General features: G+C 44.8%; 23 protein-coding genes. 14 read left to right on the top strand and 9 right to left on the bottom strand.

Annotation, left to right across the window (positions count from 1 at the left end; genetic code table 11):
• Nucleotides 1–3 precede the first annotated feature (3 nt).
• On the bottom strand, nucleotides 4–903 hold the full coding sequence (locus tag ACRN9H_RS02470; RefSeq protein WP_432312316.1) for a LysR family transcriptional regulator: 900 nt from the start codon (nucleotides 901–903) through the stop codon (nucleotides 4–6).
• Between the two features lie 162 nt (nucleotides 904–1,065).
• On the opposite strand from ACRN9H_RS02470, the gene ACRN9H_RS02475 reads away from it, so the two are divergent.
• A complete protein-coding gene (locus ACRN9H_RS02475) occupies nucleotides 1,066–1,548 on the top strand; it encodes a DoxX family protein (RefSeq protein WP_432312317.1) in 483 nt (160 codons plus the stop codon).
• A 97-nt stretch (nucleotides 1,549–1,645) separates the two neighbouring features.
• On the top strand, nucleotides 1,646–2,461 hold the full coding sequence (locus tag ACRN9H_RS02480; RefSeq protein WP_432312318.1) for a DODA-type extradiol aromatic ring-opening family dioxygenase: 816 nt from the start codon (nucleotides 1,646–1,648) through the stop codon (nucleotides 2,459–2,461).
• A gap of 142 nt (nucleotides 2,462–2,603) precedes the next feature.
• Here ACRN9H_RS02480 and ACRN9H_RS02485 read toward each other — a convergent pair whose 3' ends face one another.
• The gene (locus ACRN9H_RS02485) at nucleotides 2,604–3,479 is read right to left on the bottom strand and encodes a 1,4-dihydroxy-2-naphthoate polyprenyltransferase (RefSeq protein ID WP_432312319.1); all 876 of its coding nucleotides are present in this window, start codon (nucleotides 3,477–3,479) and stop codon (nucleotides 2,604–2,606) included.
• Nucleotides 3,480–3,829: 350 nt separating this feature from the next.
• Here ACRN9H_RS02485 and ACRN9H_RS02490 point away from each other — a divergent pair, with 350 nt between their 5' ends.
• From ACRN9H_RS02490 to ACRN9H_RS02500, 3 genes are all read left to right on the top strand, one after another.
• On the top strand, nucleotides 3,830–4,768 hold the full coding sequence (locus ACRN9H_RS02490) for an SDR family NAD(P)-dependent oxidoreductase (RefSeq protein WP_432312320.1): 939 nt from the start codon (nucleotides 3,830–3,832) through the stop codon (nucleotides 4,766–4,768).
• A gap of 92 nt (nucleotides 4,769–4,860) precedes the next feature.
• Nucleotides 4,861–5,727, top strand: a complete 867-nt coding sequence (gene tesB, locus ACRN9H_RS02495; RefSeq protein WP_432312321.1) for an acyl-CoA thioesterase II — start codon at nucleotides 4,861–4,863, stop codon at nucleotides 5,725–5,727.
• A 1-nt stretch (nucleotide 5,728) separates the two neighbouring features.
• Nucleotides 5,729–6,130: a YbaY family lipoprotein gene (locus ACRN9H_RS02500; RefSeq protein WP_432312322.1), complete on the top strand. Its 402-nt coding sequence runs from the start codon at nucleotides 5,729–5,731 to the stop codon at nucleotides 6,128–6,130.
• Nucleotides 6,131–6,266: 136 nt separating this feature from the next.
• Here ACRN9H_RS02500 and ACRN9H_RS02505 read toward each other — a convergent pair whose 3' ends face one another.
• Complete coding sequence (locus ACRN9H_RS02505) at nucleotides 6,267–7,004, bottom strand: YciK family oxidoreductase (protein ID WP_432312323.1); 738 nt, start codon at nucleotides 7,002–7,004, stop codon at nucleotides 6,267–6,269.
• 263 nt (nucleotides 7,005–7,267) lie between these two features.
• Between ACRN9H_RS02505 and ACRN9H_RS02510 the strand changes: the two genes are divergently transcribed.
• Entirely contained in the window at nucleotides 7,268–9,751 is a 2,484-nt protein-coding gene (locus tag ACRN9H_RS02510; protein WP_432312324.1) for a VolA/Pla-1 family phospholipase, read from the top strand.
• 108 nt (nucleotides 9,752–9,859) lie between these two features.
• Nucleotides 9,860–10,876 (top strand): protease SohB, encoded by a 1,017-nt coding sequence (gene sohB / locus ACRN9H_RS02515; RefSeq protein ID WP_432312325.1) that lies wholly within the window; start codon nucleotides 9,860–9,862, stop codon nucleotides 10,874–10,876.
• Nucleotides 10,877–11,186: 310 nt separating this feature from the next.
• Here the strand turns inward: sohB and ACRN9H_RS02520 are convergent, their stop codons facing one another.
• Together ACRN9H_RS02520 and ACRN9H_RS02525 are read right to left on the bottom strand one after the other, a co-directional pair.
• Entirely contained in the window at nucleotides 11,187–11,735 is a 549-nt protein-coding gene (locus ACRN9H_RS02520) for a DUF1415 domain-containing protein (protein WP_432312326.1), read from the bottom strand.
• 27 nt (nucleotides 11,736–11,762) lie between these two features.
• Nucleotides 11,763–12,356 carry a LysE family translocator gene (locus tag ACRN9H_RS02525; protein WP_220772791.1) on the bottom strand — a complete coding sequence of 198 codons (594 nt, stop codon included), beginning with the start codon at nucleotides 12,354–12,356 and terminating at the stop codon, nucleotides 11,763–11,765.
• A gap of 365 nt (nucleotides 12,357–12,721) precedes the next feature.
• Between ACRN9H_RS02525 and ACRN9H_RS02530 the strand changes: the two genes are divergently transcribed.
• On the top strand, nucleotides 12,722–13,333 hold the full coding sequence (locus ACRN9H_RS02530; RefSeq protein ID WP_432312328.1) for a DUF4136 domain-containing protein: 612 nt from the start codon (nucleotides 12,722–12,724) through the stop codon (nucleotides 13,331–13,333).
• Nucleotides 13,334–13,552: 219 nt separating this feature from the next.
• Here the strand turns inward: ACRN9H_RS02530 and ACRN9H_RS02535 are convergent, their stop codons facing one another.
• Together ACRN9H_RS02535 and ACRN9H_RS02540 are read right to left on the bottom strand one after the other, a co-directional pair.
• Nucleotides 13,553–14,374, bottom strand: a complete 822-nt coding sequence (locus ACRN9H_RS02535) for a DUF2797 domain-containing protein (protein ID WP_263188464.1) — start codon at nucleotides 14,372–14,374, stop codon at nucleotides 13,553–13,555.
• Between the two features lie 293 nt (nucleotides 14,375–14,667).
• Nucleotides 14,668–15,168 (bottom strand): glycine cleavage system protein R, encoded by a 501-nt coding sequence (locus tag ACRN9H_RS02540; protein WP_432312329.1) that lies wholly within the window; start codon nucleotides 15,166–15,168, stop codon nucleotides 14,668–14,670.
• A gap of 199 nt (nucleotides 15,169–15,367) precedes the next feature.
• On the opposite strand from ACRN9H_RS02540, the gene ACRN9H_RS02545 reads away from it, so the two are divergent.
• From ACRN9H_RS02545 to phoU, 4 genes are all read left to right on the top strand, one after another.
• Entirely contained in the window at nucleotides 15,368–17,626 is a 2,259-nt protein-coding gene (locus tag ACRN9H_RS02545; RefSeq protein ID WP_432312330.1) for an ABC transporter permease subunit, read from the top strand.
• Between the two features lie 59 nt (nucleotides 17,627–17,685).
• Nucleotides 17,686–19,344: a phosphate ABC transporter permease PstA gene (gene pstA, locus ACRN9H_RS02550; protein ID WP_432312331.1), complete on the top strand. Its 1,659-nt coding sequence runs from the start codon at nucleotides 17,686–17,688 to the stop codon at nucleotides 19,342–19,344.
• A 33-nt stretch (nucleotides 19,345–19,377) separates the two neighbouring features.
• Nucleotides 19,378–20,196, top strand: a complete 819-nt coding sequence (gene pstB, locus ACRN9H_RS02555; protein ID WP_220772797.1) for a phosphate ABC transporter ATP-binding protein PstB — start codon at nucleotides 19,378–19,380, stop codon at nucleotides 20,194–20,196.
• An 86-nt stretch (nucleotides 20,197–20,282) separates the two neighbouring features.
• Nucleotides 20,283–20,993: a phosphate signaling complex protein PhoU gene (gene phoU, locus ACRN9H_RS02560; protein WP_220772798.1), complete on the top strand. Its 711-nt coding sequence runs from the start codon at nucleotides 20,283–20,285 to the stop codon at nucleotides 20,991–20,993.
• 114 nt (nucleotides 20,994–21,107) lie between these two features.
• Here phoU and ACRN9H_RS02565 read toward each other — a convergent pair whose 3' ends face one another.
• Nucleotides 21,108–21,959, bottom strand: coding sequence for a universal stress protein (locus tag ACRN9H_RS02565; protein WP_432312332.1), 852 nt, complete (start codon nucleotides 21,957–21,959; stop codon nucleotides 21,108–21,110).
• Nucleotides 21,960–21,991: 32 nt separating this feature from the next.
• Nucleotides 21,992–23,476, bottom strand: a complete 1,485-nt coding sequence (locus ACRN9H_RS02570; RefSeq protein WP_432312333.1) for a SulP family inorganic anion transporter — start codon at nucleotides 23,474–23,476, stop codon at nucleotides 21,992–21,994.
• Nucleotides 23,477–23,971: 495 nt separating this feature from the next.
• Here ACRN9H_RS02570 and ACRN9H_RS02575 point away from each other — a divergent pair, with 495 nt between their 5' ends.
• Both ACRN9H_RS02575 and ACRN9H_RS02580 read left to right on the top strand, forming a co-directional pair.
• A complete protein-coding gene (locus ACRN9H_RS02575) occupies nucleotides 23,972–24,556 on the top strand; it encodes a DUF502 domain-containing protein (RefSeq protein ID WP_432312335.1) in 585 nt (194 codons plus the stop codon).
• Nucleotides 24,557–24,957: 401 nt separating this feature from the next.
• Nucleotides 24,958–26,934: a BCCT family transporter gene (locus ACRN9H_RS02580; RefSeq protein ID WP_220774492.1), complete on the top strand. Its 1,977-nt coding sequence runs from the start codon at nucleotides 24,958–24,960 to the stop codon at nucleotides 26,932–26,934.
• The last annotated feature ends 38 nt before the right edge of the window (nucleotides 26,935–26,972 follow it).

Consider the following 26,972-nt stretch of genomic DNA (forward strand, 5'->3'; position numbering starts at 1 on the left):
GTCTTAAGCATTCAGCTCAGATGAAAAGGTGATCAGCTTTTGCCAGAGTGCTTGGGCGACGGGGCCTAAAGGTGAGTGGGGTTTTCGCATCACATAGTAATCGAGTTGAATATTGTTTTGCCTTTCACGCAGATCCAGTGCAATCAATGCGCCCTGTTTGAGTGAATCTTCAATCATATAGTGCGGCAGCTTGCCCCAGCCCATACCACTTTGAATAAGCATTTTCTTGGTATAAAAATCATTAACATACCAACGTCGTTGCCCCGCCTGTACCCCAAACTCAATATTCGCAGTGCCTGAGCCCGTATCTTGGATCACGATTTGGTATTCGTTAACGAGCTCTCGTGCGTAGTTCAGTGTCGGATGGCGCTCAAGCATGCGCGGCGCGGCGACATCGAGCAGGCTACCGGAAAATAGATAGGCTAATTCTAAATGGCTCGAACGTATGGGCTCAATTCCGCCCGCTGAGATGATGATTTCGGCTTTATCTTGATTCAGCGCTTCGAGCGCACCAGTTAAAAATTCTTGTTTGAGAATGATTTGGGTGTAGGGAAACTCATTTTGAGTCAGCTCTAAAATCGGTAGAATTCGAGCGAGATTGAAAGAAGCTTCAAAAGCTAAGGTGATACTCGCTTCGTTGCCTTTGGCTAAATGTTTCGCGACTTGCTTCATTTCCTGCGCTTCGTTCAGTACCCGCTGGGTATGTTGCAGCAGTTTTCGGCCTTGCTCTGTGATAGCGAGTCGATAACCTTCACGGTTAAATAAGATGAGATCGAGTTGAGATTCTAACTGTTTGATACTTTGGCTAATGGCGGGTTGGGTTTTATGTAGCTTGTCACTGGCGGCTTTGAGTGAGCCCGCCTCAGCCACGGTTTTAAACATCAGCAGTTGGTCTAAGGTCACTGGGATTGCTCGCAAGTCATAAAGTATTAGTTTATGAGATATTAGATTTTATTCCATATTTATTTATCTTTTATCGGCTCATAATCTACTCCATTCTCGCTCGTCGTTTGCGCATTTATGCCCAAGACTGATGGCAATATTAAGATCAATGGGGTGTGTGCGATGCGATTTTCAAACTTATGTGGTGCTAAGGGCTCAAGTATCAATGGCTTAGTTGCTGAGGCCGATATTCAGAAGCGATTCCTTTGTGCCAATACACTCAATCGCGCCGCCGCAACCGTCACACTGGCGATGAGTATAGTGTTTTTTATCTCGGGATTTACCAAGTTATTTGGCGTGCCTATGTTCCATGTTCCGTTTACTTTGATGAATCTTCCCACCGGATTTGGCTATTTTATTGGTTTGATGGAAGTGATTGGCGCCCTTGGATTGTGTCTACGTGACTATCGAGTGCTGTCGGCGAGCGGTTTGCTGGCGATTATGATGGGGGCGATTTATTTTCACTTTAACTATGAAGCGCCGATTAATGCACTGCCGGCATTGAGCTTATCGGCAGGACTCTTTCTGATTATTAAACTCGATGAAATTGTTGAGCGTTTAGTGCGATTTCAGCGGCAGTTGGTGCAGAGTCGTTCCGCATTTTAAGCGTGCATTGAAGTGTTATGTAGAACAGTGAGTTAAGCGAGAAGTGCTGAGTTTAAAGCCAGTAGTACAGATATAAGTTAATCAACACGAGAGGATTATGATGCAAGTTAACGCGAGTCGTATGCCTGTGCTATTTGTGCCCCACGGTGGTGGCCCAATGCCTTTGCTCAATGATGTTAATCATAGGGAATTGCGTGCATTTTTAACTTCAGTAACAGCGTCAATGCCAACTCCGAAGGCGATTGTGTTGATCACTGCCCATTGGGAAGAATCTGTAGTGACCTTGTCGAGTAGCCCAAAGCCAAGTATTTTGTATGATTACTATGGATTTCCACCTGAGGCTTATCAGCTGACATATCCTGCACTCGGTGAGCCAGAATTAGCCGCACAGATTGCGAATATGCTAGCGGATAAGGGCATCGCCGCCCGCTTAGACCGCGAACGCGCATTTGATCACGGTACCTTTGTACCACTTAAGTTGATGTATCCTGAGGCGAATATTCCCGTGGTGCAGATGTCGTTAGTCCACAGTCTCGATCCTAAAACCCATATAGCGATTGGGGAGGCTTTAGCGCCGCTGCGGGACCAAGGGGTGTTGATCGTGGGGTCTGGCATGTCGTTTCATAATATGCGGGCGTTTTTCTCAAGCGATCTCACAGTGCAAAGCCGCAGTGCAGAATTTGATCATTGGTTGACGCAAACTTTAACGGCAAGTGTTAGTTCTGCCGAGGCTAAAGCTGCGTTAATCCACTGGGAAATGGCACCTGAAGCGCGTTTTAGCCATCCGCGGGAAGAGCATTTATTACCTCTGCATGTGTGTTTCGGCGCTGGTCACAGTGATACATCCCAAGCGCTACGTAACTTTAACGGTATTTTGCTAAATACACTGATCTCAGGCTATATATGGCAATAGTCGGATGTTGGATTGCCGTGGTTGAACATGGCAGTAAACTAAGATTAAGCTTCGCCAGCCAATAAAAAGGTTCGTATCTGTTGAGGATACGAACCTTTTTTGTATCAGGATTAAGCTTGGGCGTCTTATAGCGGCTTTACTTTTATGCGGTAAACACTAAACCCACGCTAAACAAGGTACTGAAAATCATGGTTAACTTAGCTGTGCGGCCGAGTAACGGATTTAAGGCTTCACCAGAAACCGCATAAAAATCGCTACTGAGTTTGCGGGCAATAAGCAGAGATAATCCCGCAAGTAGTACTGGTAAGCCGGGTAAAATACCGAATAAAAAGCCAGCGATGACTAAGCCAAAGGGCAAATAGATTAAAGCTTGATAAAGCACTTTTGCCTGAGCTTCGCCAATACGTACCGCTAGAGTATGCTTGCCCGCTTGGGTGTCGGTACGGATGTCGCGAGTGTTATTCACCAACATAATCGCAGCGTTAAATAAGCCAATCGCACAGCCTAATAACCAAGCATTAATAGTCGTATCGCCCGCCTGCAGATAATAACTGCCCACCACTGCAACTAAGCCAAAAAAGACAAATGCCGCGACTTCACCGAGCCCATGGGAGGCGAGGGGATAGGGGCCACCACTGTAGCCAAGAGCACCTAAAATAGCGGCTGCGGCGAGAATGGCGATAGGCCAGCCACCATGCCAAATTAAATAAGAACCAACCGCAAGCGCCATTAGCAGACATAAGATCATCGCATTACGAACGCTTGTTGGTGAAATTAAACCACTTTGAGTCACGCGAATGGGTCCTAAGCGTTCTGCGGTATCAATGCCATTTTTAAAATCAAAATAGTCGTTAGCGAGATTGACTGCAATCTGTAATAAAACAGCGCAAAGCATAGAGGTTGCAGCAATTAACCAGCTGTAACTCTCAAGATGCAGGGCAAGAATATTGCCGATGAGTAAAGGACCTATGGCTGCGGGGAGCGTACGAGGTCTTATGGCTAAAATCCAAGGATTCATAGTGTCCAGTCGTTATGGGTAAATGGGAATGGGTTCAAGCAAGGGCTCTATTAATGCATAGCATAACAAGATTTAACTCGAAAGTGAGCACTATCTAATAAACGCATGCAACAGAGTTTGAATTGGCGCACATATGTGCATTGATGTTGGCGGATATTTGTCGCCAAGCTCAAAGAAAAGCATAAAAGTCTGTGTTCCTATAGTTGATGTTGATGGGGGCTCGTATTGTTGATTACTTCAATATATGGCTTGAGGCCATACGAGGCGATTGATGCTCATTACGGTTGCACTTTATGCACTATTTTGGCGAAGCTTTGCTGCCATAACTTCACCAGTAAGGACACATTGGGATGCGTTTCGATAATAAAGTGGCATTAGTCACTGGGGCGGCGGCAGGGCTTGGACGTGCCTATGCAATTATGTTGGCCGAGAGGGGGGCTAAAGTCGTAATTGTCGATCAGTTGCTATCTTGCAAGGAGTCAGTGCTTATTAACGGCGAAAAGGCCGCTCAGACTAATCAGGCGTTAATACAAACTTACGACAGTATTATTAAACTCGGTGGCGATTGTATTTACTTTATGCTTGATGTGAGCCACAGGGATGAGGTTAATCGAATGGTCGAGGAGGTGATCCTACGCTGGCATCGCATTGATATCTTGATTAATAACGCGGGAGTTTACGGCGCTTGTCCGTTCGAGCACATTAAGCTTGAGCAGTGGCAACGGCAATTGGATGTCGATCTTAATGGTTGCTTTTATCTGACTCAAGCCGTATGGCCCTATATGCAGCAACAAAATTTTGGCCGAGTGATGATGACCACTGGCACTTCGGCTTTGTTTGGCGATTTGCATCAAGTAGGATTCAGTGCGAGTAAGATGGCGCTGGTAGGTATGGTGAATTGCCTATCATTAGAAGGTGATGCGTATAATATTTACGTGAATAGTTTATGTCCCCACGCTGTTACTGCGATGACAGAGCATCATTTAGCCAGTGTTATTCAGCCGCTATTTTCTTTTGAGTCATTAACGGCGACTACCGCATTTTTAGTGAGCGAACAAGCGCCTAACGGTCAACATTTACTTGCCGGAGCTGGCAGTGTTAGCCATGGTATGTTTGTCGAGTTTGAGCCGATGTATTTTAATGAAGATCTGCTGACGCCTAATAACCTGTTACAACATTGGCGACAGTTATACCGCTCTTTCCCTGTAACTTTACATCCCTGTGGTGAAGATAAGGTACTGTCTTGGTCTATCTTAAGTGCCCTAGAACATCATATTAAAATTGATTGATCAGATTGCGAATAATCGACACAAGGCTAGTCAGCTAAAGGCCAACTGAGTTACCCTTTAGCATTAATGGCTAATTGTGCAATAGGATCCCCATGAGTCAGGTATTAGACGATCTTTTATCATTACTTTCCCTTGAACAAATTGAAATCGGTCTGTTCCGTGGTCAAAGTCAAGATCTGGGATTTGGACATGTATTTGGTGGCCAAGTGATGGGACAAGCATTGAGTGCTGCGAAACAAACTGTCCCCGTTGAACGCAAAGTTCACTCATTACATTCTTATTTTTTAAGGGCAGGTGACGAGAAGTTACCCATTGTCTATGAAGTGGAAAACATGCGTGATGGTGGTAGTTTTAGCGCCCGCCGTGTTAGTGCTATCCAAAAGGGCCGGCCGATATTCCATATGACCTGTTCTTTCCAAGAACCAGAGGAAGGGTTTAGTCACCAAGCGACGATGCCGCAAGTGGTTGGCCCAGAAGGGTTATTGAACCAACAAGAATTAGCGATGACGTTGCGGGACAAAGTACCGACAAGGATGCTCGAAAAATTTATGGCCGATGCGCCAATCGAGATGAGGCTCGTCAATCCATTACACCCGTTTGCTCCTAATGAAACCCAGCCCTATCGTTATGTTTGGTTAAGAGCTAATGGCCCTATGCCAAATGATGCACATATTCATGAGTATTTACTCGCGTATGCATCCGACTTTAACTTTTTAGTGACGGCAGCTCAGCCCCACGGCGTGTCATTTTTAACGCCTGGCGTAAGAATGGCGACGATAGATCATGCGATGTGGTTTCATCGTCCCATCAATATGGGCGAATGGTTGCTATATAGTATTGATAGCCCCAATGCCAGTGGTGGCCGAGGTTATGTTAGAGGGCAATTTTTCAATCAACAGGGTGAGTTAGTTGCTTCAGCTACGCAAGAAGGGCTGATCCGTAGGGTAAAAGGAAATTAAGATGTATCTTAAAATTAAGACGTTAATTATATTCTCTCTGATGGCATTGTTGCTTAATGGCTGCGTGACGGTACAACCCGAGCAGCCTGTTATCATCAATGGCGCCGCTGGTTATTTAGAACAGCTACCGTTACCACAAGGTTGTCAAATTACTATTGCTATCATAGATTTGAATACACCGGGTGTTATTGTTGCGCAAAAAACCTTTAATATTGCTAGGGCGCCTGTGCCATTTAAATTTACGCTACCCGCCAAATCAATCGACAAAAATATTCAATATGGCGTTGTGGCTATGATTAAGTATCAAGACCAAGTGATTTTCCAAACCTATGACAGATTCCCGGTGATCAATAATGATAAATTCACCACTGAAGTATTAATGAAAGCAGTTATGGCAAAGTAGTTGTAGCCGAAATAGCTATAGCTGAAATAACGATGGGCGAAGTCACTATGGCTATTGCCTAGTCGGAACCTGATTTTGATTTAAAAAAAGCCCTTTCAATGTTCGGTTGAAAGGGCTTTTTTGTGCGTAACGAAATCTATTGAGCGTTAAACTGCTGACCGTTCACAGCGCTTGAGTCTGAACCCATTAAGTATAAATAGGTCGGCATGATCTCCTCTGCGGTTTTAAGATCCAATGGATTCTCAGCAGGATAAGCCTTAGCGCGCATTTCAGTGCGAGTCGCTCCAGGATTGATACTATTGACACGGATTGACGTGCCATCGCACTCATGGGCGAGGACTTGCATCATGCCTTCGGTAGCAAATTTAGAGAAGGCATAAGGCCCCCAATAAGCACGACCTTGGCGACCGACACTGCTTGAGGTAAAAATAATCGAGGCGCTTGGCGCTTGGCGCATCACAGGCAATAAGGCTTTTGTTAGCATGACTTGCGCGATGACGTTTACTTTCAATACATCTTCGAGTGATGGAATATCTATGTGTTCAAACGGACCTAAGGCGCCAAGCAAACTCGCGTTATGTAATAAGCCGTCTAAAGAGTCAAATTGCTCAGCGATGGTATCAGCCATATCACGATAATGTTGTTCGGTCGCGCCCTTAAGATCTAATGGGACGATTGCAGGTTTGGGGTAACCTGCTTGTTCTATTTCATCGTAAACAGCCTCTAGTTTTTTCACTGTTTTACCCAGTAAAATCACCGTAGCGCCGTGCTTTGCAAACTCTATGGCAGCAGTGCGACCAATACCAGCCCCAGCACCTGTCACTAAAATCGTTTTGCCTTGGAGTAAATCTTTTACTGCTTGATATTCCAACATGAGTCTCTTTTTCCTCTTGGCGGGAATGCCCGCCACTTCTAGAGTCGCCGAAGTGATAAACGCATGTTTCAAACAAATGAATGAAACTTTGTTATTAATAGCCGTAGTATTTGTGACAAACTTGTAGCTAACTAAATATTTTTACGTTAACTTGAAATGAGTTAGGGGCTAACATAAGCCCTATTTAGTCACAGAGCTGGAAGCTATTGTGACTAATTTATTGGGGAAAACAAAACTATTACAACAAGATTTGGGGAAAAAAGATGAAAAGACTCATTTTGGGTGTTGCGATTGCATCTGCGCTAGGACTCACTGGATGTGGTGAGGATAGCTATAACGAACTCAAGGATAAGACAGAACCGCTCGTCCCTGAATCGCACATGGTGTTCGACCCTGCCAATGCTAAAGTACCATTACCAAACGATTTGCTCTTCAGTGGTACCACTGACGGTACCTTATCCATTCCCGGTGAAAGCTCGGGCAACTATGTGGACCCACAAATAGCGCTTGGGGCGTTAGATGGTTGGTCGACAACATCACCCATTTCTATTGATATCGATTTAGCGAAAAAGAATGATGGCACACCACTGACGTTAGTGGCTGCATCGGTTGCACAACCGGGCGCGGTAAGAGTGTTTGAGGCTACGGTTGGCGGTCCATTGTCCTCTGATCCCGAATGTACGGCCAAGCCGTCGGTGTCAGCGTGTAAAGTGGGCGCTGAATTGCAGTTTGGCGTTGACTTTGTCTCTACCGCATCGGGTAAAAAAGTGGTGATTGTGCCTCTTAAGCCACTGAAAGCAGGTCAATCTTATATTTATGTGACAACAAATCTTATTCAAGATTCTGATGGTCGCGGTATTGCGCCATCATCAACCTATGGTTTGTTGAAGATGGATATCGATACGTTACCGTTAGAAACGCCCGACCAGCTCATGCTGCAAACCTTAATCAATAGCTATGAAAAAGGGATCGCTGCGGCTCACAATGTTGATCCATCAACGATTAGTTACTCTGGTTTATTTACAACCCAATCCGTCGCCAACGTATATGAAACCACCAAACTACTGATGGCGAGGGGGGCTCCCTATGCACCAAGTTTTGTCGAAACGCCAACACCAGCCGGTTATACAGTCGCACAAGCCGCAGGCTTAACGCAGGCAGCTGGAGCTGCCTACGTAGTATCAAGTTTAGCCGATGTGTATACCGCTAAAATTAAACTGCCTATTTACGGTGACTGTTCTTCAGTGAGCTGTTTATCGTCTGCAGGGCAGCCATTAATTAACGGCCATTGGAAAGCACAAGGTGATAGCCCTGTCTCGGTATTGCTTGCATTACAAACAGGTAAACTAAGTCAAACCAATTTTGGTATGCAGGCAGTCGCTAATGGTATTGCAAATCCTGCCGATGCTTTAGCGAATCCGTCTTTAATGGCGGGTAAAACATGGGTTTTAGACGATGGTACGGCAGTTGATAAAACCAAACATCTGACTAAATTCAATCCTATTCCAGCAATCAAAGGTTATGAAACAGTATCTGTGCTGATTTCTATGCCCAATGCAACGAAATTGGCCGCTTTTTATCAACAGCAAGGTCGTGAGTTTATTCCTCCTACATCTGGTTGGCCAACAACCATTGCCCTTCACGGTTTAGGTGGCGGTAAAGAAATGTCATTGGCCTATGCCGGCACTTATGCAGCAATGGGGGTTGCGACTGTTGCTATTGATATGCCACTTCACGGTGCGCGTTCATTCGATGCTAACGGTGATGGGATTTATGAAGTCTCTGCGACAGATCCTACCTTCGGTGCAGTTGTTGGTAAACCGGACGCCTTTAAAAATGGTAACCCGTTGGTGTTTGTGAATATTTCTAGCACTTTGTCGGTGCGAGATAACTTCCGTCAAGCGACGATGGACCATTTAGGGGTGCGTCTTGCTCTTACGGGCTTAGCACAGGGCTTAGCACAAGCAGGTCAGCCGCAAGTATTTGATGTGACTAAAATCAGTGCGCAAGGTCTGAGTTTAGGTGCCATTGTGGGCACCGATTTTGCGACCTATGCCAGCACAGGCATGAAGAATCCAGCAACCGGCGATGCCTTGCCAAATGCTTATGCTATCAATGCTGTATCCTTAGTTGCGCCAGCAGGTGGATTAGCCGGATCATTCGCAGGTTCTGCAACCTTTGGCCCAGTGCTGTTTAGTAATATTACTGCATCTGCAACTTTCCAAGCACAGGTCGATGCGGCTAATACAGCAGGTTATGAGCCCGGTAGCCCTGAATATGCGGCATTGGTGCAGGCGGTATACGCACAGTTTATTCCGACGTTTGCCTTTGCAGTACAAACGGCCGTGGATTCGGCGGATCCTGTTAACCATGCTGCTATGTTAAAAGCGACAGGCTTACCTGTGCACTTAATTGAAGTGGCGGGTGATGGTAACGGTAACTTAGCCGATCAAGTGCTGCCGAACCGGGTAGATAACTTCCCATTATCGGGCACTGAGCCGCTGATCGCTGCAATCGGGCTACCTTGTGCCGATAGCACGAGCAAAGGTCATGGCGTTGTGCGCTTCGCTAAAGGTCACCACAGTTCGATTGTCGATCCTAAAGAAAAGGAATCAACGGATGGTATGGCTGCGGCTGCCACGGTTGAAATGCAGACTCAAGTGTCAACCTATGCAGCTACTGCAGGTAAAAACGATGCGACGATTTTAGTGACAAACAATGAAGTCATTGCGACGTGTCCTAACTAATCTTGCTTTAATCTGAAAAACCCAGCAAATGCTGGGTTTTTTTATGGGCCTTTAGGCTGTTAGAATAGCGCGTAATTGATTGAGTGAAGTACCCTAACGGAGAGCGCTTTGGAATTTTTATACGAGTATGGAATGTTTTTGGCGAAAGCTGCCACGATAGTTGTCGCAATTGTTGCTGTTATTATTGTGGTGTTGGCTTCCACTGTTAAGCATAAGTCAGATAAGGGCGAGCTAAGGATCACTAATCTGTCTGAAGAGTTAGAAGAACTGAAGCATGGCTTAAAAGAAGAACTCCTTTCAAAGAAGCAATTCAAAGCCTATGAAAAGCAACTAAAGGCTGAAGAAAAAGCGAAAGACAAAGCTGCTGATGATGCCAGCACGGGCAAAGTGTTTGTCATCGATTTCAAAGGTAGTATCGATGCCGCTGAGGTTGCGTCACTGCGTGAAGAAATCAGTGCCATTTTGGCGATTGCCGACAAAGGCGATGAGGTGGTTGTTAATGTTGAAAGTGGCGGCGGTATGGTACATGGCTATGGCCTAGCCTCTAGCCAATTGGATCGTTTACGCCAAGCAAATATCCCGCTCACGGTGTGCGTTGATAAAGTGGCTGCCAGTGGTGGTTATATGATGGCTTGTGTAGCGAATAAAATTTATGCTGCACCTTTTGCCATTGTCGGTTCTATTGGTGTTGTTGCTCAACTGCCTAACTTTAATCGCCTGCTGAAAAAGCATGAAATTGATTATGAGCAACATACGGCCGGTAATTTTAAGCGCACCTTGACAGTATTTGGTGAAAACTCCGATGAGGGAAGACAGAAGTTTCAAGAAGAATTGGAAGAAACCCATGTTTTATTTAAAGCGTTTGTTGGTAAGTATCGCCCTGAGTTGGATTTAGTGAAAGTCGCTACTGGCGAGCATTGGTACGGTCAGCAAGCTATTGAATTAGGTTTAGTTGATGCGATTTCGACCAGTGATGATGTGATAATGTCACTCGCCACAGAGCGTACTGTGTACAAGATACGTTATCAAATTAGAAAAAAATTAGCCGATAAAATTGCCCATGGCGCTTCGTTATCTGTGAACGCGATTTTTAATCGTCTTATCGAGAAAAACCGCCCAATGTAATGGGTCAAAGTGTGGATACTTTGATGAGTATTCACACTTTTTTGCAGTAAATATTTATCTACAATCTAGCAAAGTAGTGGACACCTCAACCCTAATAACACTTTTGAATGATTAGGATGTGTTAACTTTTTAGCGTCAGTTTTTGCCTAGGTTTGGCTAGATTTTATACAAGGCAAAGTCCTTGTGGTATCGTTAGCTTCCAATAACTTCCATATTCCATGATCAAACCTCCAGATCCATATGTCTGCGTTAAGTTTTACTAATCCTTCATAATGACTTTATTTTCATCGCTAAGAATGAAATGTAAAAGCTATTTCCCCATACATTCAGCTAACAGCTTGACGAAAAAGTTACTGCCTTTACGTTGGCAAAAGGCGATGTTGCGCTCTGGGATGGTTTCGGGATCTGTGTAGTTGGCTAATGCGAGTTCCATGCTGGCTTCGCGGATGATGTGTAGGGTTGGGTAGGGCGCGCGGTTGGTGAAATTGGCTGGAGCGTCCTGTGGTTCACCATCGAAACAATAATCTGGGTGAAAGGTGGCCAGTTGGTAGATACCTTCATAGTCGTTGTCGATAAGCGCATCAGTTGCCATATCGATAAGATCGAGATAGGCGTAAAAACCCTCAAAACCGCGGGGTAGAATAAATAGCGTGGTTTCGGCTTCTGGGTGCGCGTCGAGGAATTGGCATTCTTCAATTAATGCTTTGAGTACGAATTTAACTTTTGTTTGTTCCACCACCAGATACCGAATACTGCCGCGCTCGACTTCTCGCCTGGCGAACGGGCAAATATTATATTTCATGATCACATTTTTGACCCAGTTGTCGGTGTGTTCAATGATCATGTCGGTTTCGTTCATGGTAGGTGGCTCGTGCTGGAGTTAAAACTAGGGGGCGATCATAGGGATGATAGACGCCACAAGCAAGACGGCCATACTGATATTGAATATTTTTTGCTGCCGAGGATTTTTCAACAGGCGCTTTAGCACCACGCCAAAACCAAGCCAGACGAGCGCGCAGGGGAAAGCAATACATAAAAACACTGTGGCGATAGTGATCACTTGTGCTGTTAAATCTTGCTGTACCGATGTAAAGGTCGCTATAGCGCCTACAGCCATAATCCAACCTTTAGGATTAACCCATTGAAATGCAGCGGCTTGAATAAAGCTAAAGGGTTTGGCAATGGTCTTGCCTTCCATTTTGCTACTACTATTGGCAATCAACCACGATAGATATAAAAGGTACGCGATACCTACGACCTTAATGATTTGATGGATAACGGGATAAGTTTGAAATAAGGCGCTTAACCCTAAACCAATCGCGAGGATCATGGTGGGAAACCCAAGGCTTATCCCCATAAGGTGCGGAATACTGCGTTTAACGCCGAAGTTAACCCCAGAGGTCATCAACATAATATTGTTCGGTCCAGGGGTTATCCCAGATGAAAAGGCAAATAGCGCGATAGCGAGTATTAACTCCATAGATAGATCTTATACCTTTAGTGTGTTGTGGTTATCGAATTGCTTATCTTATATAGTGGCAATTTGCTCACTTGTTAGTAATCAAGCTGTTATTTATATGGTTAATTTAGCGCAGGCGACGCATTTTAGCGGTTAAAGATTGCAACGCCTATAGGTTATAACGAGTTTATAAGATAAAAATAATAACGAAATATGTTTTCTTGAAACGGTTATTGGCATGAGCATGGTGGTTATTTTTTAGCTATTAAGCACATGGTACGTTAATATCGAAAAAAGATGATTTAACACTATGATGGATATCAACTTTTAAAGCTTAAAATAGTCACTATCCTTACAGCAAATTGGACTAAATGGGGTAAACGAGCATGATAGATAGCCTGTTAAACAGATGTTTGCGGATGTTAGCCCTGAGTTTTATGGCCATCACCAGCCTGACAGGGTGTGTCACAGTAGAAAATAATGCTGCACAGCCCTTGAGAACCACCATTGTTATGGCTGGCGATCTCAGTGGATTATCTACTTCTGCAACGACATTTTCTTGGCATCCCGAGTTACATAGAATTATTACCGATAAACGATTGGATCCACAGCAAGTATCACAGCATATGCAAGATGTGTTGAAACAGACCTTGCAAGCTAAGGGTTATCGTTTTGTTGAAGATCCACAATTGGCGGATTTTCAGGTGGGATTTGGCGTCGCTATGGGTACTGAAATGAGTGATGCACAAATTCTCGCAGTAGCAGGATTGGTCGCGGGGTTGTCTACCGAAGGTGTTAACACCCAAAAATATGATAAAGGTACGGTGTTAATTGCGCTTTTTAAACCTATCGGAGTGCAAGGGGGTAATGATCTCATTTGGCGAGTGCTTGCCCAAGGTTTTGGTAACGTCGAAAAAATAGATGAGTTGACGACAAACTTTGACAGCTTAATCGATTCAATGTTGACTAATCTGCCCTTGGTTAATGTGACGCCTTAATACAGGTAAAAAGCCTTTTATCACAGCGTTAACCATGTAAATACAAGTGGGGTTTAATTGCGAAGTGTTTGCTATTTTTAGTGATGATTTGAGCCGCAAAGGCATGTTTGAGCAATGGTTATCCTAATAAAAAAGCGCGACAGTGAAAACTGCTGCGCTTTTTTGTGCTTAATTCTCAAATGCTTATTTTTATACTCTGGGTATTGTTCTTCGGAATAATTAGCCGTGTTCAACGGTGACTTCGTAGGATGAAAACTTACGAATATTAATTACGCCCGTATCAAACATTAAATACTGGCCTTTAATGCCCTGTAAAATGCCGCTAACCACCACTTCTTTATCAAAGTTGTGTGATGTTATTTTCTTCGGGAACGTGTTGATCGGATAATGAATCGGCTGAATCGTTTCATGTAAACGTTCAATACTGTAATCGCCTTTTTGCATACCGATTTCGTGCAACTTAGCCTCAATTAGTGGGATAAGTTCAGCCGCTTTTGCTGTTAAATCAATATCGTCAGCGTGGCCCTTTAACATGGCTTGCCAATGGGTTTTGTCGTTGACCAGTTTTGCCAGTTCCACTTCCACTAAACCAGACAGTTGTCGGGTCGACACTTTAAAAATCGGCAAGCCTTGTGTTGCACCTTGGTCAATCCAGCGTGTTGGCAGCTGATTGTGGCGAGTAATGCCCACTTTGACACCCGAGGTATTGGACAGATAAACATAATGCGGCACAAAACAGTGGCTTTGCGCCCATTCTGGTTCGCGGCAAGTGCCTTGGTCGTAATGACAAGTTTCCGGCTTCATGATGCACATATCGCAACTGGCGAGCTTTTGCATGCAGACAAAACAATGGCCTTGCGAGTAACTCTTTTTGCTCTTTTTACCGCAGTTACAGCAAAAAATATTGCCCGTATGAGTCAAGGTTAATTGCTTGCCTATCAATGGATTGAGCGGGAGTAACTCATCACCCACTACGAGCTGGTATTGCACTTGCTGCGCGTCATCTAACTGTGCGCGCATTTTTTTTAGCGTTCCTAACATGGTCATCCTAATGTATTGCGGTCATCGGTGTACTTTAAGTCGCCCATCAAGCGTTTAAGTACAGAGATTATCTTTATCATCATAGCGTGGCAGTCAGTATACAAGATTATCCAATACCGTTTAGATAGAATTTCTCGATTGAGAGGGGAGGAGAGAAGCCATTGGGAGAGTTAATTGAGAACGTCAGCTGAGTCAGTTTGCCGTTCCAGCCGCATCGATGGCTTAATGCGAACCGCCAGCATAGGACTGTTCGCAAATTGAACACTGTTTACCTCTTGCTATTTGTTTGTATGCTAACGGCTTAATCTATCGAGCACTAAATCATCGCCAAGATCATAGAGAGATTGCAGCAGTTTATCTTCTTGGGCGGGATCTGTGAGTCCAAGGCCGATGGTTGCTCTAAACAGGGCGATGCCAGTATGGCCAGCGGTTTCATATTGGCTACTAAACTGCTCGATATTAATGCCAAGAGCATTAATTTTATTTGAGATATCAAGCACGAGTCCGGGTCTATCATAGGCGACTAAATTATAACTTAAGCGTTTGATTGGCTTAAGGGAAATAGCTGTTTTTGAGTAGGTGAGGGTGAGGCTATCGATGCACTCTAGCGCTTCAATTAACTCATCCATACGCAGTGAGGGCATTTCGAGTAGTAATATTGCAGCAAAAACACCGTCAATATGGCGCAATTCTGAGTCGAGCCAATTACCCCCGTGGCGGCTTACTGCATGGGCGATTTGTTCTACTAATCCTTTTCTATCAGGTGCTTGTAAGGTGATTAAATATCGTAGCATAGTGACTGACTCCTATTTTTTATAAAAAGCACCGATTTTAAAGTGGGGTGTAACACAACTGTCATCTTTGCGTCATATAATCCAACGCACTTAGAATAAAGGATGTTGTTATTGCTCAGTTTACGTTCAAACAGTGTAAGCATAGCACTTAGCAAATCCTAGCGGAAAACTCGCTAGTTATTAATCATCGAGGTTCTTCATGGAAAGTCAGGTCACTCAACCTGGTTCTTTATCGCACAGTATGCTTAAAGGCGGACGCTCGAATCGCAGGGCCTTTAAGGATAAAGCGGCGCAAATCGGCGTCACTATTGGCGGCACTATGGTGTTTGTCGCCTTATTGTTGATCTTCTTTTATCTGTTGTATGTGATTAAACCCATTTTCGATAGTGCTGATGTCACGCCGGTTAAAACGGTGAGCTATCAACACGCGGATGTACCTACGTTAATGGTGGGGGCTGAAGAGCAAAATGAGGTGATGTACCGTGTGGCCGTTGATGGCCAAGTGGACTTCTATACCGTTGCCGACGGTAGCCTACTTTCTAGCTTTACACCGCCGTTGCCAGCGGGCGTGACGGTGACCAGTGCCGCCGTTGCCGTGCCGAGTGAACAGCGTTTTGCGCTGGGATTAAGTAATGGTCAGGTCCTAGTGGCTGGCCTAGAGTTTGGTTTAAGTTACCCAAACAACAAGCGCTTAATCACGCCTAAACTGCGTTATCCCGCAGGCGAAACCCCAATTACAGTCGATGAAACGGGCAGTGCAATTCATAAACTGACCTTCACCTACAGTTCAGACAAAATGAGCTTTGCCTATCAAGATGACAGTGGTGTTTGGCGTCTGACTCGCCTTGAAGGGCAAGAGAACATGATGACTGAAGAAGTGGAGTGGGTGTCTACGACGTCACAAATTCAAGATGCACCGAAGAAAGTCTCCCATGAGCTGATGACGCCAGATCAACGTCAATTGATGTTGCAAACTGGCAATAAAATCTTCGTGTATAGCATTGCAGAGGCTGACAGTATTGATCTGCTGCAGGTAATTGATGTTGAACGCGCCAAAGCACAAGTTAATAACGTGGCTTTACTGGCGGGGGCGAGTTCATTACTGGTCAGCTACGATACAGGTATTGTGGCGCAGTACTTCCAAGTCAACGGCCCCAAAGGGCGCTTGTATCAAGAAATTCGCCAGTTTGATGACTTACCGCCTATCGAGTCACTTACCTCTGAATTCTACCGTAAGAGTTTTGCGACTGTGAGCCCTGAGGGCGAGCTGACATTGCTCTACACCACGAGTCATCGTGAACTGTTTGACGAAAAATTCGACCTTAAAAACCCCGGTAAAATGGGCTTTACCCCCCGCTCAAACGGCATTGTGGTTGAGGCTGATAAAAAGCTACATATCTTCAGTGTGGAAAACACCCACCCAGAAGTGTCATGGAGCGCCATGTGGGACAAGGTGTGGTATGAAGGTTATCCAGAGCCACAATACGTTTGGCAGTCCACTTCGGGATCTGACGATTTTGAAGCTAAGCTGAGCTTAATGCCATTAGCTTACGGCACCATGAAAGCGGCGTTCTATGCCATGTTATTTGCCGTACCTTTAGCCATTGCCGGTGCGATTTATACGGCGTACTTTATGTCGGCCAAAGTGCGCGGTTTAGTTAAACCGACCATCGAAATTATGGAAGCCTTACCGACGGTTATCTTAGGTTTCTTGGCGGGTCTGTGGTTAGCGCCGCTGATTGAGGAGCATCTGCCCGGTATTTTGATTTTACTTATCCTGTTACCCACCTCGATTCTTGCTTCCGCCTATGGCTGGAGTCAGTTACCTGCTATTTGGAAACAACGTTTACCTGAAGTTTACCAAGAACTGATGTTGATCCCTGTGGTCTGTTTTGTGGGTTGGTTCTCTTTTTTCATCAGTCCTGCCATTGAAGTGGCGCTGTTTGATGGTAATACCCGTGAGTTTATTACTAACGAATTGGGCATCACTTTCGATCAACGTAACGCGCTGGTGGTGGGTATTGCCATGGGGTTTGCGGTTATTCCAACCATTTTCTCTATCGCAGAAGATGCCATTTTCTCCGTGCCACGCCATTTATCAAACGGCAGCTTAGCCTTAGGTGCCACGCCTTGGCAAACACTGACGCGGGTGGTGCTGTTAACCGCAAGTCCAGGTATTTTCTCGGCCATTATGATGGGTCTTGGCCGCGCAGTGGGTGAAACCATGATTGTATTAATGGCAACCGGTAACACTGCCATTATGGAGTGGAGTGTGTTCGAAGGGATGCGAACCTTAGCGGCAAACATTGCTGTTGAAATGCCCGAGTCGGCTATTGGTAGTTCGCATTATCGCGTGCTGTTCCTCGCGGCGTTTGTGCTATTCATCTTTACCTTCTTCTTTAACACCATTGCAGAAGTGGTGAGACAGCGTCTACGTGAACGCTATAGCTCGCTGTAACGGGGATAACATAATGACATTAAATACTATTTCGCCAACGACCTTGAGAGGTTTGTGCAATGGGTAAGTGGGTAAAATCAGGCTCGCCATGGATATGGATGACGGGCGGCGCGGTGAGCATCAGTTTGATTGCCGTATTAGGCTTACTACTGTTAATCGCATGGCGCGGCTTAAGTTACTTTTGGCCCGCCACTGTGTACCAGTGGGAACTGGAAGATAACACCGGTGTGCGGTCAACCTTAATTGGTGAGATTTATGACAGGGAAGAAGTGCCAACGGAGCGTTTGATTGCTGCGGGCCATGTGTTTAAGCAGCCTCCTGGTGAGTTTGTAAGCCGTTATCTTGTCAAAACCGGCAACCGTGAATTTGTTGGCTTAGATTTTCGCTGGGTACTTAGCACAGATATTTTAAGCCGTACTACGCCAAACGATGTCGCCATGATTGAACGGACCAAAAACGGTAACTTTTATGGTTATCCCGTGGCTGTAATTGAAAATGGTAAACGTCTTGATTTAGTCAACGATGCGATTGAATCATCCTTAATGGATCATATTGAGCGCGCTGTGGCCTTATCGGATAAAGCGGTCGATTTGCAAAAACAAGACATCGGCTCGATTAACTACGCGATTGAAAAGCTGCGTTTGCAGGAGCGCCGTTACGAGTTAGATGGCGAGCTAACCGACAGTAATAAAGCCGAGCTAGCTGCTAACAAAGCGCAACTGCAAAAAGATTATCTCGTGCTTGAAAAAGCATTATTTGCCCTGCGTGATGATGCGGCGCGTGACTCGGTTATCGTGCGGGATATGCGCGGTAAAGACGTCGAACTTAAGCTCGATACTGTGCTTGATGTAACCTACGTAAATCACTTAACTCTTATCGATAAAGTCGGTAAATGGTTTATTGGTATTGGCCGTTTTGTGAGTGACGACCCGCGTGAAGCCAATACCGAGGGCGGCGTATTTCCGGCTATTTTCGGTACTGTGTTCATGGTGATGTTAATGGCGGTTATCGTCACGCCATTTGGTGTGGTCGCGGCGGTTTATTTGCATGAATACGCTAAGAAAGGTCCCGTCACTAAGATGATCCGCATTGCGGTGATTAACTTAGCTGGCGTGCCCTCGATTGTGTATGGCGTATTTGGTTTAGGGTTCTTCGTCTACGTGATGGGCGGCTCGATTGACCAATTGTTTTACGCTGAAGCATTGCCATCACCCACCTTTGGTTCGCCCGGAGTGATTTGGTCAGCATTAACCTTAGCGATTTTAACGCTGCCAGTGGTGATTGTTTCTACCGAAGAAGGGTTAAGCCGTATCCCAAGCGCCGTGCGTCAAGGTAGTTTGGCATTGGGGGCAACTAAAGCCGAAACTCTGTGGCGCATCGTGCTGCCAATGGCAAGCCCAGCGATTATGACGGGTTTGATTTTAGCTGTCGCTCGCGCTGCTGGTGAAGTGGCACCGCTGATGTTGGTGGGCGTGGTAAAATTAGCACCAACATTACCATTAGATCTTAACTTTCCGTTTGTGCATTTAGAGCGCAAGTTCATGCACTTAGGGTTCCATATTTATGATGTTGGTTTCCAGAGCCCTAACGTTGAAGCGGCGCGTCCTCTGGTGTATGCAACCTCCTTCTTGTTGGTGTCTGTGATTGTGGCATTGAACTTGACGGCCATTAGTGTACGTAACCACTTACGTGAAAAATACCGTTCGCTTGAGCACTAATCAGCGATTATCCTGAAAGTATTAGGACTGAATATGATTTCTATAGATTCGACTGCCCTGAAAGCTAACAACCTTGATTTAGCTAACTTAGCGCCCAACGACACCGCGCTTGAGATCCGTAACTTAGATTTGCGCTATGGTGATAAACAAGCGCTGTTTAATGTATCGATGAAGATCCCCAAGAAGCAAGTCACCGCTTTTATCGGCCCCAGCGGTTGCGGTAAATCAACTTTGCTGCGTTGTATTAACCGTATGAACGACTTAGTTGATAACTGCCACATTGACGGTGAGATTTTGCTGCACGGTCAGAATATTTACGACAAAAAAATCGACGTCGCGGCCCTGCGCCGTAACGTGGGGATGGTGTTTCAGCGCCCGAATCCGTTCCCTAAATCGATTTATGAAAACGTGGTTTATGGTTTGCGTTTACAAGGGTTGAATAACCGCCGTGAACTTGACGAAGCGGCCGAGCGTTCACTGCGCGGCGCAGCAATTTGGGACGAAGTAAAAGACAGATTGCACGACAACGCCTTTGGTTTATCGGGCGGTCAGCAGCAACGGTTGGTGATTGCCCGCGCGATTGCCATCGAGCCTGAGGTGTTATTACTCGATGAGCCGACTTCAGCACTGGATCCGATTTCAACCTTGACCATTGAAGAGTTGATTTCTGAGCTTAAAACTAAATATACCGTTGTTATCGTCACGCACAATATGCAACAGGCGGCGCGAGTCTCAGATCAAACCGCTTTTATGTATATGGGCGAATTGGTTGAATACGCAGATACCAATACTATTTTTACTACGCCCCGAAAGCGTAAGACTGAAGATTATATTACTGGGCGCTACGGTTAATTGTCCTAGGCCGTTAACGAATTGCGCTGTAAGCACTGTCTTATTCGCGTGGGTTGACCAACCGTTAAGTAAAAGGTGAGTTTACAATGGAAAACATGAATTTAAGCAAGCATATATCCGGACAATTTACCGCCGAACTGGATGATATTCGTAATCGAGTTTTGGCGATGGGCGGCTTAGTTGAGCGTCAATTAGAACAAGCCATTGATGCTTTAAGTGCTTTAGATGCCGAGCTTGCACAGCAGGTGATAGTGGGCGATCACAAGGTGAATGGCATGGAAGTGTCGATTGACGAAGAGTGCACGCGCATAATTGCTAAGCGCCAACCTGCTGCCAGCGATTTACGTTTAATTATCGCCATCTCAAAAACCATTGCCGATCTTGAACGCATTGGTGATGCCTGTGTGCGAATTGCGAAAGCCGCATTAGATAAGCGTTTGAATAATCAACAACCTTTGTTGGTGAGTGTTGAAAATATGGGCCGCCATGCAACCCGTATGTTACATGCCACTTTAGATGCCTTGGCTCGTATGGATGCCGATGCCGCATTAGCCTTGCACAAAGAAGATGCTAAGTTAGATCGCGAGTACGAAGGCATTATTCGACAATTAATGACCTATATGATGGAAGATCCGCGCTCAATTCCCGATATATTAGATGTACTGTGGGCGGCGCGCGCGGTAGAACGTGTAGGCGATCGTTGTAAAAATATTTGCGAATATATTATCTATTATGTGAAAGGCAAAGATGTGCGCCACACTTCCTACGAAGAAATGGAAAAGGACATGCAAAGCTAAGATTTATGTTGGCTTACGTGCTTTTTACGGGTATTTAACGCCTATGCAGTTTAGCTGCATAGGCGTTAATCTTATCGGATACTAACGAAATAGTAACTCACGCAGTAGTCACTATTAACGCAATAATAATAATGGAATCTGGCTTTTGCTGATCATACGAGTGGTGTTACTACCAACAAAAAACTCACGGATACGTGAATGGCCGTAAGCCCCCATGACCATCAAATCAATATGGTTTTCTTGCTGGTAAACCTCAAGGGCGGTTTGTACTTCACCCTGACAAACTGCCGTTACGACGTTGAAATCAGCTTCTGTAAGGGATACAGCAACCGATGCCAGTTCCGCTTCTCCTTGTGACTGATTACCCGATACGATCACCAAATGACATTCCAGCCCTTTTAGTAGCGGACTGCTTATCACCCGATTAATGACTTTTTTGGCGGTATCACTGCCATCGTAAGCGATCATAAAACGCTTTGGCGCCTCAAACTCAGCAATGACGACTAAGATAGGCTGTTTCAGGGTGCGAATAACACTTTCTAAATGGCTGCCAATGGCTTGTGTCTGTTCTTGATGTTGCTCACCTTGACGGCCAATCACCACCAGTCTGGCGTTAGGCTCTTGTTCTAGCAGCGTTTCAATTAAGCCTCCATGGCGCTGCAGTGTTTCAACGACGACAGGGGATTGCTTAATAATATGCGCGCTTGCATCTTGTAGCATGTATTTACCTTGCTCAAGTGCCAGCTTGCTCCTGCGCTCATCAAGGTCAACCATTTCAGCCAGTAAATGTTCGCGGGTGCCTAAACCTATGCTGCCAGATAAATTAAATCCAGTAAGGTAGGATGATTTATCTAAAACATGTAATAGGGTTACTGGCGCATCTAATCTCAGCGCTGCCCATGCGCTGGCATCACAGACTGACAGCATTGCTTTTGAACCGTCGATACAGGCAATCACATTTGTCATTATTATTCTCCTTTAACGGCGTTACTACAGACTTAATGACCAGACATGATTTTTTCAACATCTTCTGGTTTATCGTGTACTCCAAATTTATCCACTATCGTTGCACTGGCTTCGTTAAGGCCAATTAACTCAACCTGGGTTCCTTCACGGCGGAATTTAATCACCACTTTATCCAGTGCCGATACCGCAGTAATATCCCAAAAGTGCGCTTGAGTTAAATCAATGGTTACCTTATCAAGGACTTCTCTAAAATCAAATGAGTTACAGAATTTATCTGCTGAGGCAAAAAACACTTGGCCAATAATTTGATAACAACGACCAGCATCAGCGGTTGTACTCTTAACCACCATAAAACGACCGACTTTATTGGCAAAAAACAGTGAAGCGAGTAACACACCAACAAAAACACCTATAGCTAAATTATGCGTTGCGACTACCACAATAACCGTGGCTACCATCACAAGGTTGGTCGATATTGGGTGGTGCTTAAGATTACGAATAGAATCCCAAGAGAAAGTGCCGATGGATACCATAATCATCACGGCAACAAGTGCTGCCATGGGGATCAATTTTAACCATTCACCAAGAAACACAATTAACACTAATAAAAACACGCCCGCTGTTAGTGTTGATAATCGTCCGCGCCCGCCAGATTTTATGTTGATAATAGATTGACCAATCATGGCGCAACCGGCCATACCGCCCATTAAACCCGCGCCAATATTAGCGATACCTTGGCCTTTACATTCACGATTTTTATCACTTTGTGTATCGGTTAAATCATCTACTATGGTGGCTGTCATCATTGATTCCAGTAAGCCGACCACAGCAAGACCGGCAGAATAAGGGAAAATGATGAGCAGGGTTTCAAGCGTCAATGGCACATCAGGCCAGAGAAATATCGGTAATGTATCGGGTAACTGTCCCATGTCGCCAACGGTGCGAATATCTAAACCCATATAAATAGCAAATATCGTTAAGGTAACAATGCAGACTAACGGTGAGGGTAAGGATTTACCAATGACTGGAATTAATGGAAATAAATAGATGATGCCTAAGCCTGCGGCCGTCATTGCATACACATGCCAAGTCACGTCGATGAGCTCAGGTAATTGAGCCATAAAGATTAAAATTGCTAACGCATTCACAAACCCAGTCACGACAGAACGCGAAACAAAGCGCATCAAATTACCAAGCTTTAAGTAACCCGCAGCAATTTGTAGTACACCGGTAAGTAGGGTGGCAGCAAGTAGATATTCAAGCCCATGTTCTTTAACTAAGGTCACCATCAACAGCGCCATAGCCCCTGTTGCTGCTGAAATCATTCCCGGCCGACCACCAGTAAAGGCTATGACCACCGCAATACAAAAAGAGGCGTACAGACCAACTTTAGGGTCAACGCCTGCAATAATAGAAAAGGCAATCGCCTCTGGAATTAACGCCAGTGCCACCACAATACCGGCTAACAGATCTTTGCGGATATTAGAGAACCATTCTTTTTTTAGGGTTTGTATCATGTCTTTTTACTCTGTTTAAAATGTCGTTATACGTTTCAACAATAAAGATGAAGGCTAAAAGCAGAAATGTCAGCGTACAGCTTCAGGTACTTATTCAGCACTTATTTAGCAAAACGACATTACGATTGGAATCATAGGTTATAGCAAACAGCCCTCAAGACTGTAGTCACTATGGGCATACGCAGTGGACTGAACAAGAAGGGGTAAACTAATGTGGCTTAGCGTTCATTACAAAAAATAACCTTATTAAATGTTAAATGTGAGATGAATAGAACGCTGACGTTAAGTTACACATGCTACTTAAAGTGGCCGCGAATAGTACAGTTGTGGGGCTGGAAAGTCAAAATAGCGAATATAAGCAGTGGTGATAAAAAGTGTGCAAGAAGCGTTGAATACATCATGTGCTGGTGCATTGCTGACTCTGTGGTAGCATCTGCCACGCATTTTTGCGTAAATATCTTATGCCTAGTGAACCTGTGACTAAATGAGAGTGTGATGAAGAATACCTTAGCCCGTGGCTTGATGAATTTGTTACCTATGGCCTTGAGTTTGTGGCTGTTTTGGTCGTTATTTGTATCCTTAGATGGTCTAGGGATTGTTATTTTAGAGCTAGTGGGTATTAACCAACATATTGTTGGTACCGGTTTTATCCTTGTTGTGGCATTAGTGTTTTTCGTTGGGCTGTTATTTTCCGTCAGCCCAATTGTATGGATTTATGGTTGGATTGAGCGGCAACTGATGCGCTTTCCACTGTTTAAATCGGTTTATGGCAGTATCCGAGATATTGCTTCGTTAATGAATCGTGATGGCAAACCGACGAGCCAAAAAACAGTGTTAGTGAAACAAGCCAATGGCAGTTTTGTGGTGGGGTTTATCATGACGGATACGCCGCCACAACCGCTGCTCGATGCCTTACCTGAAGGGGATTGGGTGCCGGTATTATTCCAACTCAGCTATCAAATGGCTGGCGTGACAAGTTTAATTAAACGGGACGATTTAATAATGGTCGATTGGTCTTTTGAAGAGGCGATGCGCTTTAATTTAACCGCAGGAATTTCACAGACGCCGACTAATCCTTAGCTTTTATCTAAAGGCGATTTTACGTTATTGGCTTGTATGCTTTAGCGTTTAACATCAAGTTTGATGATTTTTGTGGTATAATTTTTTGGCGACTAATCTAGTCGCCATTTTTTATGCTAAATATACTAATAAAAAATTGTTTTATGCTGAGTGCTATTTTACCTAGCGTTTACGGCTTAGGTTGTTAGATAGCCTTAACTTATAAAGTTATGCGATTAATCTGCTTGTCAGTCTTTACCACGTTTAGCCAGAGTGCATCGTTATAATAAGCCGAGGAAATAAGTCCTTACTACAATTGGAAAAACCCACCCCATAAAACAAATTTTAAATATAAGTTTATGCTTATCTCACTGTGTGCTGAGATATTTCGAGAGTGAACTCGCTAGAAATTGGGAGAATCAATGTCGATCAAATCGAGTATTAATCCGCCGGTATTTTATTCATCGGTTTTTTTGATCACTTTAATGGTGATGATTTGCGCGGTATGGCCCACTGAGGCTAATACTATTTTTAAATCAATACAGTCATGGATAGAAACGCAAGCCGGATGGCTTTACATTTTAAGTGTGGCTTTTTTCCTGATTTTTATCCTCTTTGTTATGGTCAGCCGTTTTGGTGATATCAAGCTAGGGCCAGATCATTCAGTGCCGGATTACAGCTATAAAAGCTGGATTGCTATGTTGTTTTCGGCTGGTATGGGTATTGGCTTGATGTTTTTTGGCGTCGCCGAGCCTGTGATGCATTATCTTGCACCGCCCGATGCCACACCTGAGAGTCTCGCCGCTGCGAAAGAGGCGATGAAGATCACTTTTTTCCACTGGGGCCTGCACGCTTGGGCGATTTATGCCGTAGTGGCATTGAGTCTGGCTTATTTCTCTTATCGCCATAAGTTACCTTTATTGCCTAGAAGTGCGCTTTATCCCTTAATTGGTGAGCGTATTTATGGACCTATTGGCCATACCGTGGATACCTTTGCCGTGCTCGGCACTATGTTTGGTGTGGCGACGTCGCTCGGCTTTGGGGTGTTACAGGTTAACTCAGGGCTGAGTTATCTATTTGAAGGTTTACCCAATAACGCTGTCGTGCAGGTATGTTTGATTATCGCTATAACCTTGCTTGCGACACTGTCAGTGTTTTCTGGCTTGGATAAGGGCGTAAAACGTTTAAGCGAACTTAACCTTGGTCTAGCCATTATTTTATTAATCATAGTATTAGTTCTTGGCCCTACGGTGATGTTACTGCAGGCATTTGTGCAAAATACGGGCGGTTATTTAAGCGATTTAGTTAATAAAACCTTTAACTTGTATGCCTATCAACATAAAGAAGATTGGCTCGGAGGTTGGACTTTGCTCTATTGGGGCTGGTGGATTTCGTGGTCACCTTTTGTCGGTACCTTTATTGCACGCGTGAGTCGCGGCCGTACCATTCGTGAGTTTTTGATTGGGGTATTATTTGTGCCATCGACGCTGACCTTCCTTTGGATGACAGTGTTTGGTAACTCGGCGATTGATTCGATCATGAATCACGGCGCTAAGTATCTTGCTGATGCGGTCAATACCGACGTGTCAGTGGCGTTGTTTGTATTTTTTGAGCACATGCCGTTCCCAACATTACTCTCGGGGATTGCGATTTGTTTAGTGGTCACTTTCTTTGTCACCTCATCTGATTCGGGATCGTTAGTGATCGATAACCTAACCTCCGGTGGCGATAGTAATGCTCCTGTGTGGCAGCGCGTTTTTTGGGCGTTATTACAAGGTGTTGTCGCATCAGTATTATTACTAGCTGGTGGTTTACAGGCGCTACAAACCGCGGCTATCGCCAGTGCTATGCCGTTCTTAGTGGTGATGCTGTTCATGTGTTTGGGCTTATTTAAAGCGTTGAAGAATGACTGGCTGAAAATTAATAGCGTGCAGCTACACAATACTAGCGTGCAATATGCCAAGACGAATATGAGCTGGGAGGAGCGTATTGGTGTATTAGTCTCGCATCCAACCCATGAAGAAGCGCAGTATTTCTTAAATAATGTTGCAACGCCTGCGCTGTCAAAGGTGTGCCAACATTTTATGGCTAAGGGGATTGCTGCCGATCTTGAATATTTAGATGGACGGGTACGACTGGTGATCAGCAATGAGCTGAACTTGCCTTTTGTCTACGGTGTACGAACGCGTTGCTTTGAAATCATTAACCCAGTTGGGACTGAAATCGAGCAGGGTGATACCTTGTATTACCGCGCTGAAGTCTACTTAGAGCAAGGTGGTCAGCATTATGATGTGATGGGCTATACCGAAGACCAAATCCTCGCGGATGTGGTGACTCAGTATGAAAAATACTTGCACTATTTACATTTGTCTAATGCCGACCAAGGTCATGTGACCTAATTTTATTTAGCCTACTAAGGCTAAATCTCAAGCCATAT

The sequence above is a fragment of the Shewanella sp. MF08487 genome (assembly GCF_050848685.1).
In the GTDB taxonomy this organism is placed as follows: domain Bacteria; phylum Pseudomonadota; class Gammaproteobacteria; order Enterobacterales; family Shewanellaceae; genus Shewanella; species Shewanella glacialipiscicola.